General features: G+C 47.1%; 2 protein-coding genes. Both read left to right on the top strand.

The window, feature by feature from the left end; genetic code table 11:
- The first annotated feature begins 57 nt into the window (after window positions 1-57).
- Window positions 58-15627, top strand: a complete 15570-nt coding sequence (locus SDEN_RS10035) for a DUF6861 domain-containing protein (RefSeq protein WP_011496362.1) — start codon at window positions 58-60, stop codon at window positions 15625-15627.
- Window positions 15620-16225 (top strand): hypothetical protein, encoded by a 606-nt coding sequence (locus SDEN_RS10030; RefSeq protein ID WP_041405756.1) that lies wholly within the window; start codon window positions 15620-15622, stop codon window positions 16223-16225. The genes SDEN_RS10035 and SDEN_RS10030 overlap by 8 nt, the downstream gene beginning before the upstream one ends.
- Window positions 16226-16300: the final 75 nt, after the last annotated feature.

Here is a 16300-nt window from a genome sequence, read left to right as displayed (position 1 = left end):
AATACGACAGGGCACTCCTTGAGTGCCCTTTTCCTACAAGGATTTAGGGGTTATACCATGTCATCACTTATAACATCAGCAGAACTTGGCTTCTTCGGTGCGCACAACGCCAATCAAAACGTATTGGGCGGCACAGCATTAGGTCAACGTTTAAATCATGCGGCGATTAATTTAGCCACAGGAAATCTGAGTGTGCAGCGTCAAGATCAGCTTGCTATGGCCAGGGGTGAGAATAATCAACTTGTCCAGACCTATAACAGCCTAGGTCAAGATGCTGATGGTGATAATTGGTGGTTGGGCAGCATGGCTCGCCTGACTTCAATACCCTTAGAGCATAAAGCGGGTAGCCTGATTGTCAGGCGCAACGGGGATGGCAGCCAGACAGAATACCTCTTTGATACCAACCGTGACTTATATGTTGCGACCGATGGCGAGGGCAGTCACGATACCTTAACGTTTGATGTCGCGCAGAATGTGTGGATTAGACAAACCGCGGCTAACAGCCAAGAAATATACAATGTTCAAGGGCGATTAACCCGTAAGCAAGATGCCCATGGGCAAAGCATTCATTTTACTTACAGTGCCGATAAATTGGTACAAATCACCGACGCTTCAGGTCAAGTGACCAATATCGATTATATTGCCCATTCAAAAGGCGCGAGGATCAGTGCCATTCGCACCACAGTGGCTGGCGCAGAGCGTACCGATGCTAGGTTTGAATATGACAGCTTAGGCCGCTTAACCCGAGTACAATATGACTTAACCCCTGAAGATAATAATATCGCAGATAATCAGGTGTTTAGCACGCGTTATACCTATGATGCTGACAGCCATCGCCTGGCGAGCATCACCAACAGCGACGGCAGCAGCTCTCGCTTTAGTTACAAGCAGCACACAGGACGCGGTAGCAGCTTTATTGCCCAAGGGGCATGGGTCTTAGCATCGATGACAGATGGCGAAGGTCGTACGGTGACCTTTGATTATGACGCGATTACTCGCAGCACAGATGTGACAGATGAACACGGGCAGGTAACCAGCTATCGCTATGATGATAAAGGCCAGTTATTGTCAATTGCAACTCCCCCTATCGATGGCACACGTCTACTGACATTTTTTAGCTATGATGCCGATGGCAATCTAATCAGTAAGAAAGACAGTGCAAATAAAGTCAGCCATTATCAATATGACAGTCGAGGTAATTTACTCACCAGTATTGATGCCAAAGGTCGAAGAATAGACCGACGCTATAATAGTGATGACCAGCTTATTGCTGAAATTCGTTATCGAGATATCGATCCTGATGGGATTGGTGCTGCGATGCCGACCGAGGCGTTAGTGACGCGGTATATTTATGATGATAACAAGGATCTTCGTTTTGTCGTCAATGCCGATGGTTCAGTAAGCCAACATATTTACAATAGCTTAGGGCAAAAAAGTGATGCCTATACCTACCTTCAGGACAGCTATAACGTCATCAATATAGATAAAAATACTGATCTTAGTTTTAGTGAATTAACGGCGTGGGCAGCCACAAAAGACAGCAATAATACCCAGCACACCCGCTTTGAATATGATTTCCGTGGCCAATTGAGCCACATGTACCAGTACGATGGTGAGCTGGTTAAAAGTGCTAGCCACTATGTTTATGATTATGCCGGACGGTTATTGTCCCAAACTGACGCTACAGGGGCCAGCAGTAACTTTGTGTATGATGGTATGGGGCGGCGTATTAGCAGTCAAAATAGTGTCGGGGAAATCACCCTGATCAGTTATGATGACGCTGCCCAACAAGTTCATACTTTATATGCAAGTGGTAAGCTCAGCACTTCTGTCTATAACCGCGCAGGCGATCTGATTGAACAGTACGACACCTTAAATAATGCCAAGCAAAATCGCCAAGGTTATGTGTATGACGACTTGGGCCGTTTACGCATCTCGGAATCTGCAAATGGGGCGCGTAATTATTATTTCTATGACGCGAATAATCGTAAAACAGGCCAAATTAATGAATTTGGTCAACTTTCAACCTGGACTTACAATAAACAAGGCGCAGTAGTGCGTTTGAGCCGCCATAGTCAGACGGTTGATCCGAGAAAGTTATCCTCAGGCCAAGGCCAGCTTAATGAAGCACTGTGGAACTTAGCGTCTTTTACGCAGCAAGCCTCAGGTAATGGGGATAGCACTGAATACCGCATTTATGATGATTCAGGTTTACTGAGGTTTTTATTAAATTCAACCGGCACCGTCACAGAGCACACCTATGATGGCTTAGGGGTATTGACCCACAAGGCCGTTTATGAAAAACAGCTGCAAATGGCTAATATTCCAGGTGATATTACCGAAAATAAATTAATCGCCTTGTTGTACGATCTCAAAGTGGCCAGCATTAATAACGATGTGATTACCACAGGTCGCGATCCAATCCAGCCATACCAGTACGTCAACCATGCTCAACTGCAAGATAGATTCTTAGACACACAAATTTTAGGGATCAGTAAAACAGGGGGATTTGAAGCCCGTAACCCAAATCAACCTTATGGCTACGTTAATGGCGCAGATCATCCGCTGTATGTGGTAAAAGATTCGGAGTCAGCGGTAGAGCAAACCCAGCTTGCCGATGGACGCCAAGCATTAAGCTGGACACCTAATAGCTTAGCGTGGCCTAAAGTCGAAATCGGCTATCGCATTCTGCACAATAATGATCAATTTGAGTATTTACCCACAAGCTTCAGTAATGGGCAATACTCGGTTGAATTGCCGCCGTTAGCCCGTGATGAATATGAAATTACGATTTTATATAAAGATGCGTATAACCAAGTTCGTAGTCAATCTGGTGGCGCTTTCACGCAGCTACGCCAAGGGGATCCTGAGCAGAAAACGATTCAAGTGAAAAACTTTGAGTCGCACTGGACGGTCAGCGCAGGCAGCGGCAGTAGCTTGAGTGGCGTTATCCCCGCTCACCTGTTCGCTAACCTAGAAAAGGTCACGGCAAAAGTTTACCTCACCGATTCAGACGTGGTGCGCACGGATTTAAATAATTTAGACTTCATCACCCAAAGTGACACCTTAGCTTCGGCATACCCAGCCTATCAAGGACAGGTAAACTTAAGCTTAGGCGACGCGTTATTATCGGGTCGCTATCAAATTCATTTAACCTTAGAAAACAAAGATGGTTCAACCTCGTCTCTGGATCCTTTCCTCTATGAAATCGGTAGCCAGAGCACAGGTTTACTCAGTCAAACCTTGACTTGGCCGCTGGAAACATTTGAATCATCTAATTCGGTTCACAGTGCACGCTATCGTAGTGGCTACCGTAATACGGCGTGGACATCGATACCTGTGTCAGTGGTGGATGGCCAATATCAGATTAAATTTGATGAATTACAGGCAGGACAATATTACGAAGTCGAATTGGTACATCAGCAGGGCGCGCTGAATTATTACGGCGTGGTTGAAAATCGACTGAGCAGTACTTTCCTGTTTCAAGCCAATGACGTTGACAGTTTAGTTGATGCTCGGATGCAAAAAGACAGTCTTTCAGATCAGCGTGTCGATGGCAGTGCCATTACAGGGGTGTATACGCCAGCTGAAGCGGCAAACATAGACTATGTGCTGGCCGATGTGTTTGATAAGGCGAGCGGTAAGCTGATTACCAGTGCGTATACTTATATGAGTAGCCAAAGTGGGGGGGCTGGCAACATCAACCTCAGTACTGAAAAGCCATTAGAAAATGGCCAGTATCGCATTGAGCTTCGTGCTTACCATAGAGGCAGTAGCAGCCAAAGTTCAACAAAACTGTTTGACTATGAAATTGGCCAGCAGCAAGAAACCACACGTCCCAGTATTGTCAGCATTACGCTGGACGATTTGCCGGATAATGCTGAGCCTTTCTACTTTTTCCCGCAGCTCAATGGCGCGCGTTATGAAAAAGGGACGGTAAACGAAAATAACGAGTTAGTGGTATCGGTGAATGACTTATTTGTTTATGACACTCGTCAGGTGCCTGATGGCCTGTTTGATATGTTTATTCAATATCGAGATAAACAGACTGGTGAGATGATCGATCGTTATTTCACCCAAGTAAAAATCAACTATGAATCCCATGATTCAATCGTGTCCGACTTCGATAATCCGTTAGTGGCGCCAAAAGGCAAGCATGAGCAATTTTATCATGACTCACAAGGACGATTAGTTGGCAGCATCGCCGCCGATGGTGCCTTGAGCGAATATAAGTATGATAAAGCGGGTCAATTAGTCGAACACATTCAATATGCCGAACTGAGTGTGTATGGCAGTAGCCAAAGCTTTGAAGCTTGGGATGCCATCTTAGCCCGTCAAACCCGTTCTAATGCGGATCAAACGACTCGGTTTATTTATGACAAAATCGGCCGAAAAGTCGCTGAAATTGATGCCGAAGGCTACCTGACATCATTCAAGCACGATGCTGTGGGTCGAGTCATCACACAGCAGCGTTTTGCTGCTCAAATTAGTGATACCACTCAAGACTTGACGAGTTTACTGGCCCTGATGCAGGGAATATCGTCACAAGTGACGCATTATACTTATGATGCATTGGGACGAATTACTCAGGAACAAGCGCATACGGGTGTCACCACCACGAACACCTATGATAGCAATGGTGCACTCACCTCACAGCTCAAATATGACAGCCGTAATAACGACTATCAACAAGGGTTGGCGCGTCGATTCGATGCATTAGGCCGCGTCACTGCTCAATTGGATGCCATCGCCACAGAAAAATTGCGCACTAGCAGCAATGCCAGCCAGCAAGAAGCGGTGTGGCAGCAGCATGCCACATTCTTCAGTTATGATAATGCGGGCCGTGTGATCCACAGTTATCAAAATCATGCCCAAGTTAAAAATAGCCAAACAGGTCAAGTGAGCAGTAGTAAAATCGATAATTGGTTTTATTACAATGGCGCCGGCCAGTTAATCTATACCGTCGATGATCAAGGCGTGGTTGCAGAGAAAGGCTACGATGCATTTGGTCGTCCAAATCAAGTGAGACGATATTTTCAAGCGATTAATACCCAGGGCTTAACTGGTGGCACCCAACTGACCCAGGTGAGTCAGCGTTTAGTTTTATCTGGCTCAGACTTGGTGTCTTCATCGAGTTATGACACTCAAGACCGCCTCAGCACCACTACGGATATACGCGGTTTAACAAGTCGCATCAGCTATGATGTCTATGGCCGCGTCGCGAGTCGTTTCAGCCCAGACAGCACCGTGAGTAGTGTCGGGGTTCAAGTTAATTATCAGTATGATGCCGCAGGTCGGTTAACTCAATCGACTGAGCAAGCCAATGGGTTATCCAAAACGGTCGAGCATACTTATGATGCCTTTGGCCGCCAAATAGCAAGCAGAATGTCTACCGGTGGTGTGGTGACTCGACGCTTTGACAAGTTGGGCCGTGAAATCCAGCAAACGAATGCGGCAGCCCACAGTCAGCAAGTGACTTACGATGCCTTTAGTCGTGCAGTGAGTGTGCAGGATGCCCTAGGGCGTGTGACGCAATATATTCATGACGATGCCAACAATAGTGTCACCATTATTTATCCTGGCAACATCCAAGTGCAGCGTAAGCATGACGGTTTTGGCAATCAGCTAAGCGTGACTGACGCCAAAAATAACCTTAGCCTTTATAGTTACGATGAATTAGGTCGCACCCTATCGAGCATACATAAAGATGCCGCAGGCGTGGTACTGAGCCAAACGAGCAGTAAATTTAACTCTCAAGGGCTGATTGCCGAGCAAACAGAAGCCAACGGCAGTGTGAATCGATATTATTATGATGCGAGTAATAATAGTGTCGAGCAGGTTCTCGATGTTAATGGCGTGGGATTACGTACTCTCTATGCTTATGATGCCTTAGGTCGGCAAATAGAAGTGACCCAAGCCGATGGCGTAAAAACGCGTTTCAGTTACGACACTTTGGGTCAGATGGTTGAACAAGTTATCAATGCCACTGGCACTCCTCAGGTAATAACACGATACAGTTATGATGCCAGAGGTAATCAAGTTAGCCAGACAAACACGGGGCAATATGCCGGGCAACAGCAAGAAACACACTTTAACTATGATAGCCATAACCGTCTAATTGAGAAAATTGAAGATCCGTTAAACCTTAATCGACATACCCGCTATAGCTACAATGCCAATGGCAAAATGGTGCACAGTTTCACCGATGGCGGTATGGCAACCTATCAAGTTTATGATGAGCTAGGGTTAAACCAACTGTTGTTCAGCATTGATCAGTCGGGCAAGGTCACAGAGTATAAGTATGATGCGACAGGGCAAAAGATAGCGACCCTGACCTATGCTAAGGAGATTAGCACCACCGGATTAGCGGCAGCGATATCTAGCGTGTCTAGCCCGCGTACCGAAGTGCAGCAACGACTGCATGACAGGGGGCTGTTTGATAGCCGTCCCGGTGCCCCACAAGGTCAACTGACTGAATTAAACGATCATGATTTAAGCCTGTTTGATAATAAAGGCCATCAAGTTTTTAGTATCAATGCTAACGGCTATTTAACTCAATATTATTACGACGCGAATGGAAATAATATTGGTCAAAAGCAATATAAAGAGAGCATTACGGCGCTGTTAGCCCTAAGCGGCAGTTCAACGGTGACCTTGGCTGATGTGCAGAACTTATTGGCATCCCAGACTGCAGAGTCGCCATTAGCTTATTATAGCGAGCGGCACATATTTGATGGATTAAACCGTCTGCAATACAGCGTAGATAGCCGTGGTTATGCGACCTATTATGAATATAATCCAGCAAGTCAGTTAATTCGTACCACACGTTATAGTTCACCGACGAATATTAACTCAAGCGATCTCTCTCAGGTATTGAAGGCTGCCGATCTTAATTTAAGTCCAAGCCAAGCCGATACCCTGACACAAACCTTGTATGATGGTCTCGGGCGTCAGCAACTCACGATTAACAGTGAGGGATTTGTGACTGAGTACGTCTATGATACTCAACATAGAATCACTCAAACTCTTCAGTATAAACAATCTGTTACAGTGCAAAATTACCAAACAGTGGCGAGTGTTCGCAGCCAGCTTAATCCCGCCTCTGCGGTGGTCACTAAAGCGTGGTACGATAATTTAGGCAATGCGTTATTTAGCATCGATGCGCTCGGTTATTTAACGGCACTCACTTATGATGATCTTGGCCGTGTGACGCGAACAGAGCGCACCAGTGTGCCGGTTTCGCTGGCAGTCAATGCCGATGAAGCGGCGGTGCGCTTAGCGTTTATCCGGGTGCCCGGTCCAACTAAGCGTTTTAATCAAATTGAAAACTTAACCTATGACAGCTTAAATAGGCTCATCAGCAGCAATAATGGCCGCGGTCAGACGCAAAACTTTGCCTATGACATCAATGGCAATAAACTTTATGCCGAAGATGTGCGCGGGTTACGTACTTATTTCAGCTACGACATTAATGGCAGAATAAGCCGTAAACTGGTGCCAATCAGTGACACGCAAGGCAAGGTGATTGATTACCAATATAATGCCAAAGGCATGTTGGTTAATGAGACTCATTATTCCACTGCGGTTAATCGTTTTGATCCCCAGGGTGCCCATCTGAATGCCCAGCAAGTCACGGTTATCAGCAATAGCAGTACGGGAGGCGATAGCCACCTACGTTATGATTATGATGCTGAAGATAGACTGGTGCGTAAAACCCAAGTGGTGCCTTATTTGGATGGTGTCACCGCTCAAACACACTTAGTCACTGAATTTAGCTATAACCATTTAGACCAAATTACTGAACAAGTCAGTCATAGTGGGACCGCACAAGAGCGGCGAACTCAGTTTGTCTATGATGGTGAAGGTCAGCTGGTTCGAGAGAGTAAAGCCGCGGGTACCTTGGCGCAAAGTATCACGGAATATCGCTATGATGCCTTTGGCAATCAAACCCATATCATTAGTGCAAATGGCGTGGCACTGGCCGAGTCTGACAGTCAATGGGCCCTGGAAGCCCGTCAGCGCTTAGGTTGGGTCGTTAACGGTGCACAAGGTGTTAGGGCTAAGTTTGCTAATGAATTAACCTCGGCGCAAAAAGAGCAGGCTAGACTCGAATATGCCGAAATCACGACCTATGATGAAATTGGCAGAGTGCTCACAGTTACCGATGCCAATGGTGCTAAAGTTATCACACAATACAATGCCTTAGGTGGCATAACCCGTCATGTTAATCCTGCGGGTCAGCAGAGCATTATGATCTATGATGATGCCAATCGTGTGCACTTTGCTATCGATGCCTTAGGTGTGGTCAGCGAGTATGAATATACGGCTAGGGGAGATATTGAGATCCAGCGCCGCTATCAAGTGGCGTTAACTGGCGGCTATAGTGCGCAATCGAGTATTGCTGATATCGCGGCATTGGTTGCCCAGCGTCCAGGCCAAAGTGGGCGCACCACAAGCTACGTCTACGATAATCTCGGTCAAGTGATCCAAGAGATTGATCCTATGGGGCAGAGTCAGTTCTATGAGTATGATGCTGCCGGCAATGTGAGCGCTCACATTGACAAGAATGGCAATAGAACCGAGAAGCGCTATGATGCGCTGAATCGCTTAATTGAGCTTAAAAGCCCTCAAGTCACTATCGTGACCAACGCCGCAACGAGAGAAACCATCAGCGGCTCAATCCTTACCCGTTACGAATATAATGTGCTAGGTCAAAGGGTAAGTGAAACCAAAGCGGTTGGCACAGCACAAGAGAGCACCACACGTTATGAATTTGATGCCTTAGGGCGTGAAGTTAAGGTTATTTATCCTTCTCGTTTGGTGGCCAATGGCAACAATGGGGCGAAAACCCGCGTTTACCCGACAGAAACGCGTCAATATGATTTGCAAGGAAACTTGCTGCGCAGCAGTGATAACTTGGGCCGTACCCAAGTCAAAATATATGACCAAGCAAACCGGTTAACGCATTGGGTGGATGGCAGCAATGTCCTTCGCACCTTCGATTATAATAGTGCCGGTTCAAAGGTCGCTGAGCGGATTTATCATGATAAAGTCACCAATGTAAACAACGAGAGTGTCATTCGCCATATGGCCAACACTGGCGCTTACCAAGAGTCTCGCTACCAGTATGATGATGCTGGGAGATTGGTGGGTGAGTCCAAAAGTGATGCGCTCTATTATGAGGTGGCCTCAGGCTTTAGTCAGAGCAATGCCTCGACACGTATTGTCTACAACTTAGCCGGCAAGGAAGCCATTAGCATAGATGCTCGAGGTGTTTCTCAATATACCTATTACGATGCCAATGGGCTTGCTGTGCTCACCATTAATGGTGATGGTTATGTCTCAACCCGAGAATACGATGCCAATGGTAACAACATAAAGGAAGTCGTCTACAGTAAAGCATTAACCGCAGGACAAATTGCCAGCTTAACGGCCAATACGCCAGTCAGCAGTATTTTACCTCTGTTATTACAGACAAATGATAACCGCACCACAGTCTTCAGCTATGACGCCTTGAATCGAGTGGTTGAGCAACAGGTTAAAAATGTGCGCTATAGCACGCCTTCAGGCAGCAATGTGACCAATGGGATGGCAGATGTCACCAGCCGTTATCAATATGATGCCAATGGTAATGTCACCGTGACTGAAGTGGGGGGCATTAAGAATAGCCTTTGGGTCGGAGAAAAAACCCAAGTTAGCTTCCAGTATGACGCCTTAAATCGTCAAATAAAGTCCACCGATTCTAGCTATACCGATTTTAGTAACCAACAGGTGACACCGACGCGTTTCATGGCATTCGATGCCATGGGCAACCAGGTCTTAGATGTGCAAGACAACAGTTATGGCGCGGTCGGCACTATGGATGATGCCGATAAAATTACCACCCGTTATTACGATGACTCAGGCCGCTTAGTGCGCCTCACGGCTCCGGGTGATATCGACATCATCTACATACATGATCAATATGGAAATGTGATCGTTAAGCGAGAGAAACAAACCTATTTAGCCTATCAAAATGCCTCACTGGGTGCGCATAGCCAGACGCGCTGGTTGGTTGAGCGCTATAGCTATGACGATGCTAATCGTCAGGTGTGGCATCAAGACGCCAATGATGTGACCCATAGCACCCGCTATAACACGCTAGGCCAAGTGGTCGCCAAGGGGACCATGGGCAATGAGCACACCTTCTATGAATATGATGCCAATGCCCGCCTTACCTTCAGTAATGATCAAGGTAAGCACCGTCGCTTCTTTTATGATGAAAATGGCAATGCCACCTTAGTGGTCACCTCCACAGGGACACGTTTGGATGATAAATCCATGGCGTGGATGTTGGCGGCCAATAAACAAGATCACAATTTCCACTTCACCGTTAACCGTTTCGATGCCCGTAACAACGCCATCGAGAGTATCGATCCTGAGTTGGCCTACCTGCGTGCTCAAGCCAATGCGGCCCCTGCCACCGGCAATGTACCCAGCAGTAACTTCTCCCGTGGGGCAGCGCAAGTTGCCATGGGGGGCAATATCGATGTGAAATTCCATTTGATGGCCTCGGGTTCAGACCGCAAACCTGAGCAATTCTTAAAGCAATATGGCATGAGCTTCACTTTCGATGGCATGGATGATTACTCAGGCAAGCTAAGACTAGAGTGGGATACCGGGTTTGCCGGCTATGGCTCTCAAGGGGTAAGTGAAGTCGATATCAGCAAGAATTCATATTACTTCCAAGGTATTAATAGCCCTAAGAGCTATATCTCAGGCAAAGATGAATTCAACCGCTACGGTGTCAAAGCCCACGGTAGAACCACCACAAGCAATATCAAGGAACGTGGGTTTGTCTATAGTGTTAAAACCTTCAAGCAAGATGCTCAAGGTAATTGGGTGTTTTATAAAAACCTCACCGGTAGCTATGGTTGGGAAGGTGAAGCCCCTGAGGTTAATCAGTATACCGCCCGCTCTAACCCCAAGGACAGCCACAGCGTGCCGGCACTGGTGAGCTTCTCAGATCAACCCGCAGAAGCGACGCGATTAAGCTTTTATTATCGCCCAAAAGACAGTACCGGGGCTTTCAGTAAGCTGATCGCTAATTACGGGGGTAATGGCCGTTTTGCTGTGGATGTCAGCAGTTTAGGTCAAGGTGAGTTCGAGTACTACTACCAGTCGAACGACTCCATCGGTAAGGTTATCAATGGCGCCAAGGGGATGATGACCTTAGGGGCGCAGACGCAAATCAGCCACACGAATACGGTTAAACCCGATTTATCATTGCAAAGTTTGCAAGTGTTATCTGAGCAGGGATTAAACGATCTTAAGCGTTACGCGAGCAGTAAATCCCAAAGCTATAATGCCTTTGGTCAAATCTCCAGCATCACAGATGGCCGTGGCTACACCACACACTACCTCTATGACAATCGAGGCCAGTTGGTCCAGCGGACTGACCCTACCACCTCGGTGACCGCTGAGAACGGCATTACCAGCAGGTTGAGTGTCAGCACCCGTTATGCCTATGATATTCAAGGTAACCAAGTGAGTGAAATTGATGCCAATGGTCAGCGTCAAGTTCGCCAATACCAAGCGGGTAAGTTGGTTTCACAGTCATTTGCCGATAACACCAGCCAAAGCTATAGCTACGACATCTACGGGCAGATGCGCAGTGAAAGGACCAAAGACAACCGCTTTGTGAGCTACAGCTACGATGGCACCGGGCAAATTATTCAAGTCGATCGTGCGGGTCGTAACGATGATATTTATGTCTATAACCAGCAAGGGCAACAATTAAAGCATGAAACCGGCTTTAATAACGTGGCCACCGGCAACGCCAATGTCAGTTATTTTGAATATGACCGTCAAGGACGGTTAATTCGAGGGATAGATCCCGCCGGTTATGAAACCCAATATAACTACAGCTTCCAAGGAGACATAGGCACCTATGGTGGCTGGGTTAAACAAACCGTCCATGCCACTGGGGATATTTCATTAGAGCATAATGACTACTTAGGCCGCATGGTGTGGAAACAGGACATGGGCGGCACCACATCCTATTTCTACTATGGCTCAGCCACAGGTCAGCTTGATTTACAGGTCAGCAGTCGCGGTCAAGATATCCGCTATAGCTATTATGAAAATGGCTTGCGCAAACAAATTGACGATATCGGTGCCAATAACTTTGCCACCTTTAACTATGATGCCAATGGCAACACCATAGGCGAAGAGTATTTCTATCTTGATGCCGGTGGCTCAGCCGTCTACAGCCAGCAAACCGTGGCGAGCTTTGATGAACTTAATCGCCTCAGCCGAGTGACCGATAGCGGCCTTGATATTCGCTATGATTATGATGCCGTCGGTAATCGCCGCCGCATTCGCAGTGATTATACCCAAATTAATAATATCAGTGCCGACGTCGATCATTGGTATACCTATGATGCGGTCAACCGTGTGGTTATCTCTAAGGGGGATTTGGAAAATGGCCAAGTGGTCCGTGGTGATGGTGTCAAAATCAGTTACGACAGTGGCGGTCGCCGTAAAACCGTTGAAAATGGCGCTGGCTCAGTAGAAACCTATACCTATAACGCATTTGGCTGGTTGGTGAAGGTCGATATTGACGGCGATCAGCGAGTGGTGCGGACCTATTATGATGGTGGTTACCTGAAGTCGGTACAAGAATATCGCCCAGCCGCCGCCCCGGTGCTGCGCTGGCGCAGTTACAATAGCGAGCGCGGCCGCATGGAGGAATACGGTGAGCCGTATTTATATTATCCAGGGGATAACCGTGGTCAGTTGGCCTCAGACACCAGCTACACCTATAACGCTGCAGGGCAGAAGATCAGTGAGAATGTGAGCCGTTATGATAAAAATGGCACCAACACAGAAAAATCTAACTCGACCTTCAGTACTGATAAGCTGGGCAATCAACTTTACAGCAGTGTCAGTACGTCTTCATGGAGTGACAATAAGTGGCACACCACAGGGCAAACGACCCGTTACGGCTATGAAAAGTGGGACACGTACAAGCAAGTCAAAATTGAGGTTGCCGGTCAAACTGGCGGCGAACTCAGATACGACTGGGGCAATGGCTTGTCTAAGTTGCAATATGACGTCAATGGCAACTTAGTCACGGCAACAGACACTTATGCGGGTCGATTACTTAAGTATGTCAACAGTTTCGATGGCAAGGTCTTAGTCCGTAACGAAGAAACCCCAAGGTACACTAAGCAACATAATTACTTTTACTTCAATGGTATAGGTATCGGTGACATAGGTGATGATGGCCCAAGCTATCGTGACTATGCCACGGTATTGGCCGATGCCCAGCGGAAAAAGTCCACCAGTAATGAGCAAGAATACCGTCCGGTGATCGCCGCCGATTTCGATGCGAACTATGTGCCCGTGGGCCGCCAAAGTGGCGTGAGCAGTGGCAGTTATACGGTACAAGCTGGCGACTCCTTGATGGGCATCGCCGCGCAATTATGGGGCGACAAGTCGCTGTGGTATTTGCTGGCAGACGCCAATGGTTTACGTGGCACCGAGCGCCTTGCGCCAGGCACCACATTGACACTGCCTAATGTGACCAGCACCAATTTACACCATAGCGCTGAAACCTTCAGGCCTTACAACCCGGGCGCGGCCATGGGCGATGTCAACCCGACATTACCTGAAATCCCGCCACCGCCCATTCCGCCACAAAAAGGCGGCTGTGGTGGCATCGCCATGATAGTCATGGTAGTGGTGGCCGTGGTCGCCACCGTCTTTACCGCCGGCGCCGCAGCAGCTTTAATGGCCCCAGCACTGACTACGGCAGCAGGGGGCATGATGGCAGCTGGAGCTGCAATCATGACGGGCGGAGGCATTGCCGCTGGTTTCGGTGCCGCCACGATTGCCGCCGCAGCGTTTGTGGGCGGGTTTGTGGGCAGCGCCGCCAGCCAACTGGTGGGCAAGGCCATGGGGGTGGTCGACAGCTTCTCACTGAAGAAAGCCTTAGTGGGCGGGGTCACCTCAATGGCAACCGCAGGCATTGCCACAGGCCTAAGGGAAGTTGCAGGATTAACGACGGTAACCAATGGCACGGAAAAACTATCCCGCGCCGGTCAGATTTGGCAAGCGGGGCTCAGTGTCCCCGCGAATGTGGGAATCAATCAACTCGCCGGCATCGATACTTCATTCAGCTGGGGTAATGTGGCTGTGTCTGTATTATCCACCGCCGCGATGACCACAGATACGATGGCAAGTTTGATGGGCAGCCTTAAATTGGGCGGCAGTGATACGGCTAGCTTCGATTGGAAAAATACCGTGAGGGATACGGCGACTGGCATTGTAGGTGCTGGCGCCAGTTATGCCCTAGGCAAGGCGATACTCAAAGGCGCCGATAGGCCCTCATGGAACTTCAAGCAAGTGGCCATGAATGCCTTTGGTAATTCCGTCGGCTCTGAAATCAACCGTAGCCAAGCAAAAGCAGGCATAAATCGAGTCGAGATGGAGAAAAATACTGCCAAGTTAGCGCAAGAAGTGAGCCGGAAAATTGAAGCTAGGGTGAATGCCCAGCTTGCGGCCTCTCAGGCTGCCGCTGAAAATCGCATGACGAAACAGTTAGCGACTGACACAGCTGGTAAACTTGCCGCACAAAATCAAGCTATCGAAGCCAGTAACGAGGCCGACTTTGAACGCATGCAAAATGGACGTCAAAGTATTGCAGAAAAAGCCAATGTCACGAGTGCTGAATTAAAAGCCGATTTAGCAGCATTAACTGAGCGTCATGAAGCGCAGATGTTTAAGGTGAATGAGACTCTGGCGAATGCCAAGATGTTACTTGGTGAAGGCACGGAAATTTCTCTGACAGATGCCCCTGTCCCTAACGATGTCGTACCTAGAGGGCCAGGACCTTGGGCTGACGGTTATGTTTTCCCTACGACGACAACTACGCCCCCACCTGCTTCAGCTTTGGGAGGCCCAGGGCCATGGGCTGAGGGTTATGTTTTCCCTAAAGAAAGTAAGTTCATAAATAATCTATCTTTAGCCTCAGATTGGACTAGTTCAATTGCACAGGCAGGTAAAATAGCTAGTGAATTTGGTACTCGTAGTAAAATAATTAACATGCTTAGTTCTAGCAAGGGGATTCCTGTTAACGCGTTGCGTATTGATTATGTGAAAAATGTAGCAGTGCCATTGAGTAAAGCAGCGAATACATATGCGCCGATTACTAGCGCAAAATCTTTTGAACTATTGGCTAAACTGAATGGAACCGCTGTTTATTCAAGTGTCAGTGCAGTATCGAAATACGCACCTGGGGTATATGCTGCATCTCAGCTGGGATCTGAAGTATATTACGCTGTAGAGAATGATTTAAGTTTAGATGCCGCATCTAGAAATGTAGGATCTAGGGCTTTAGGTACAGCGGTAGAGTTAGGCGGTGGTGTAGCTTCATTTAAAGTTGGGGCGATGGCAGGTGCTTCTATAGGAGCTGGCATAGGCGCTTTCTTTGGTGGAGTTGGCGCTGCACCAGGAGCGCTAGTCGGTGGGGCAGTAGGTGGTGTAGTGGGGACTCTAACATATACATTTAGCGGTTTAGGTACGAAGGTAAATAATGCGGTAACAAACACAACAAGAGAAGTTATTGGATGGTTTAATGAGTGATTTTACGTTTGCAATGCAAGACTCCGCAGATGAAGTTCGAAGCCGTGTACATGTACACGGCGGAGAAGTTTGGTTTAGTTTTTTAAATCCAATGAGTCGTACTTGTCTTCTGGTGAATTATGAGCATGTAAGTTTCTTTAAAAAAGGTGTTCTTACTAGTCTGCTACCTTCGTTGTTTTTAGCTGCTATTGGTACATTTTACTCTTTAAAAAATGGTGCAAGTAAAGAGATAGAATTACTTGTGTCGATACCAATATTAATTTCATATGTTGTTATTATTTTCATTTACATTCGAACAGTATTAAAGTCTGAGAGAATACAGCTTGATTATAATCCCTTCATTGAAATAGCTAAAAATTTGGCATTAAGGATGACTATTCGTAATCTAATAAAGTCGTTTATTCTAATGGGTGGCTTTGTATTAGCTATTTTTATTGGTGCATTAGTAATCTATGCGAAAGGGTTTTATATAATAGCGACTATAATTTTTACAGTTGTTGGATTAAGCTTGAGCCCTATATTATTGGTGTTTATTGCTTTAGTTAAATGGACTGGACTGAGGCAAGGAAAAGAAAAGAAAAGGAGCCATCTAGGTTAGGAATGAATGTGCAAATAAAGATAGTGGCCACCCAGCATAAATAGCAAATAATAATAAAGGGCCATCCATGTTACT

Origin of the sequence: Shewanella denitrificans OS217, assembly GCF_000013765.1 — a bacterium.
Taxonomy (GTDB): Bacteria; Pseudomonadota; Gammaproteobacteria; order Enterobacterales; family Shewanellaceae; genus Shewanella; species Shewanella denitrificans.
The sequence above is the reverse complement of the archived record's forward strand: the minus strand, read 5'-3'. Positions and strand labels throughout refer to the sequence as shown.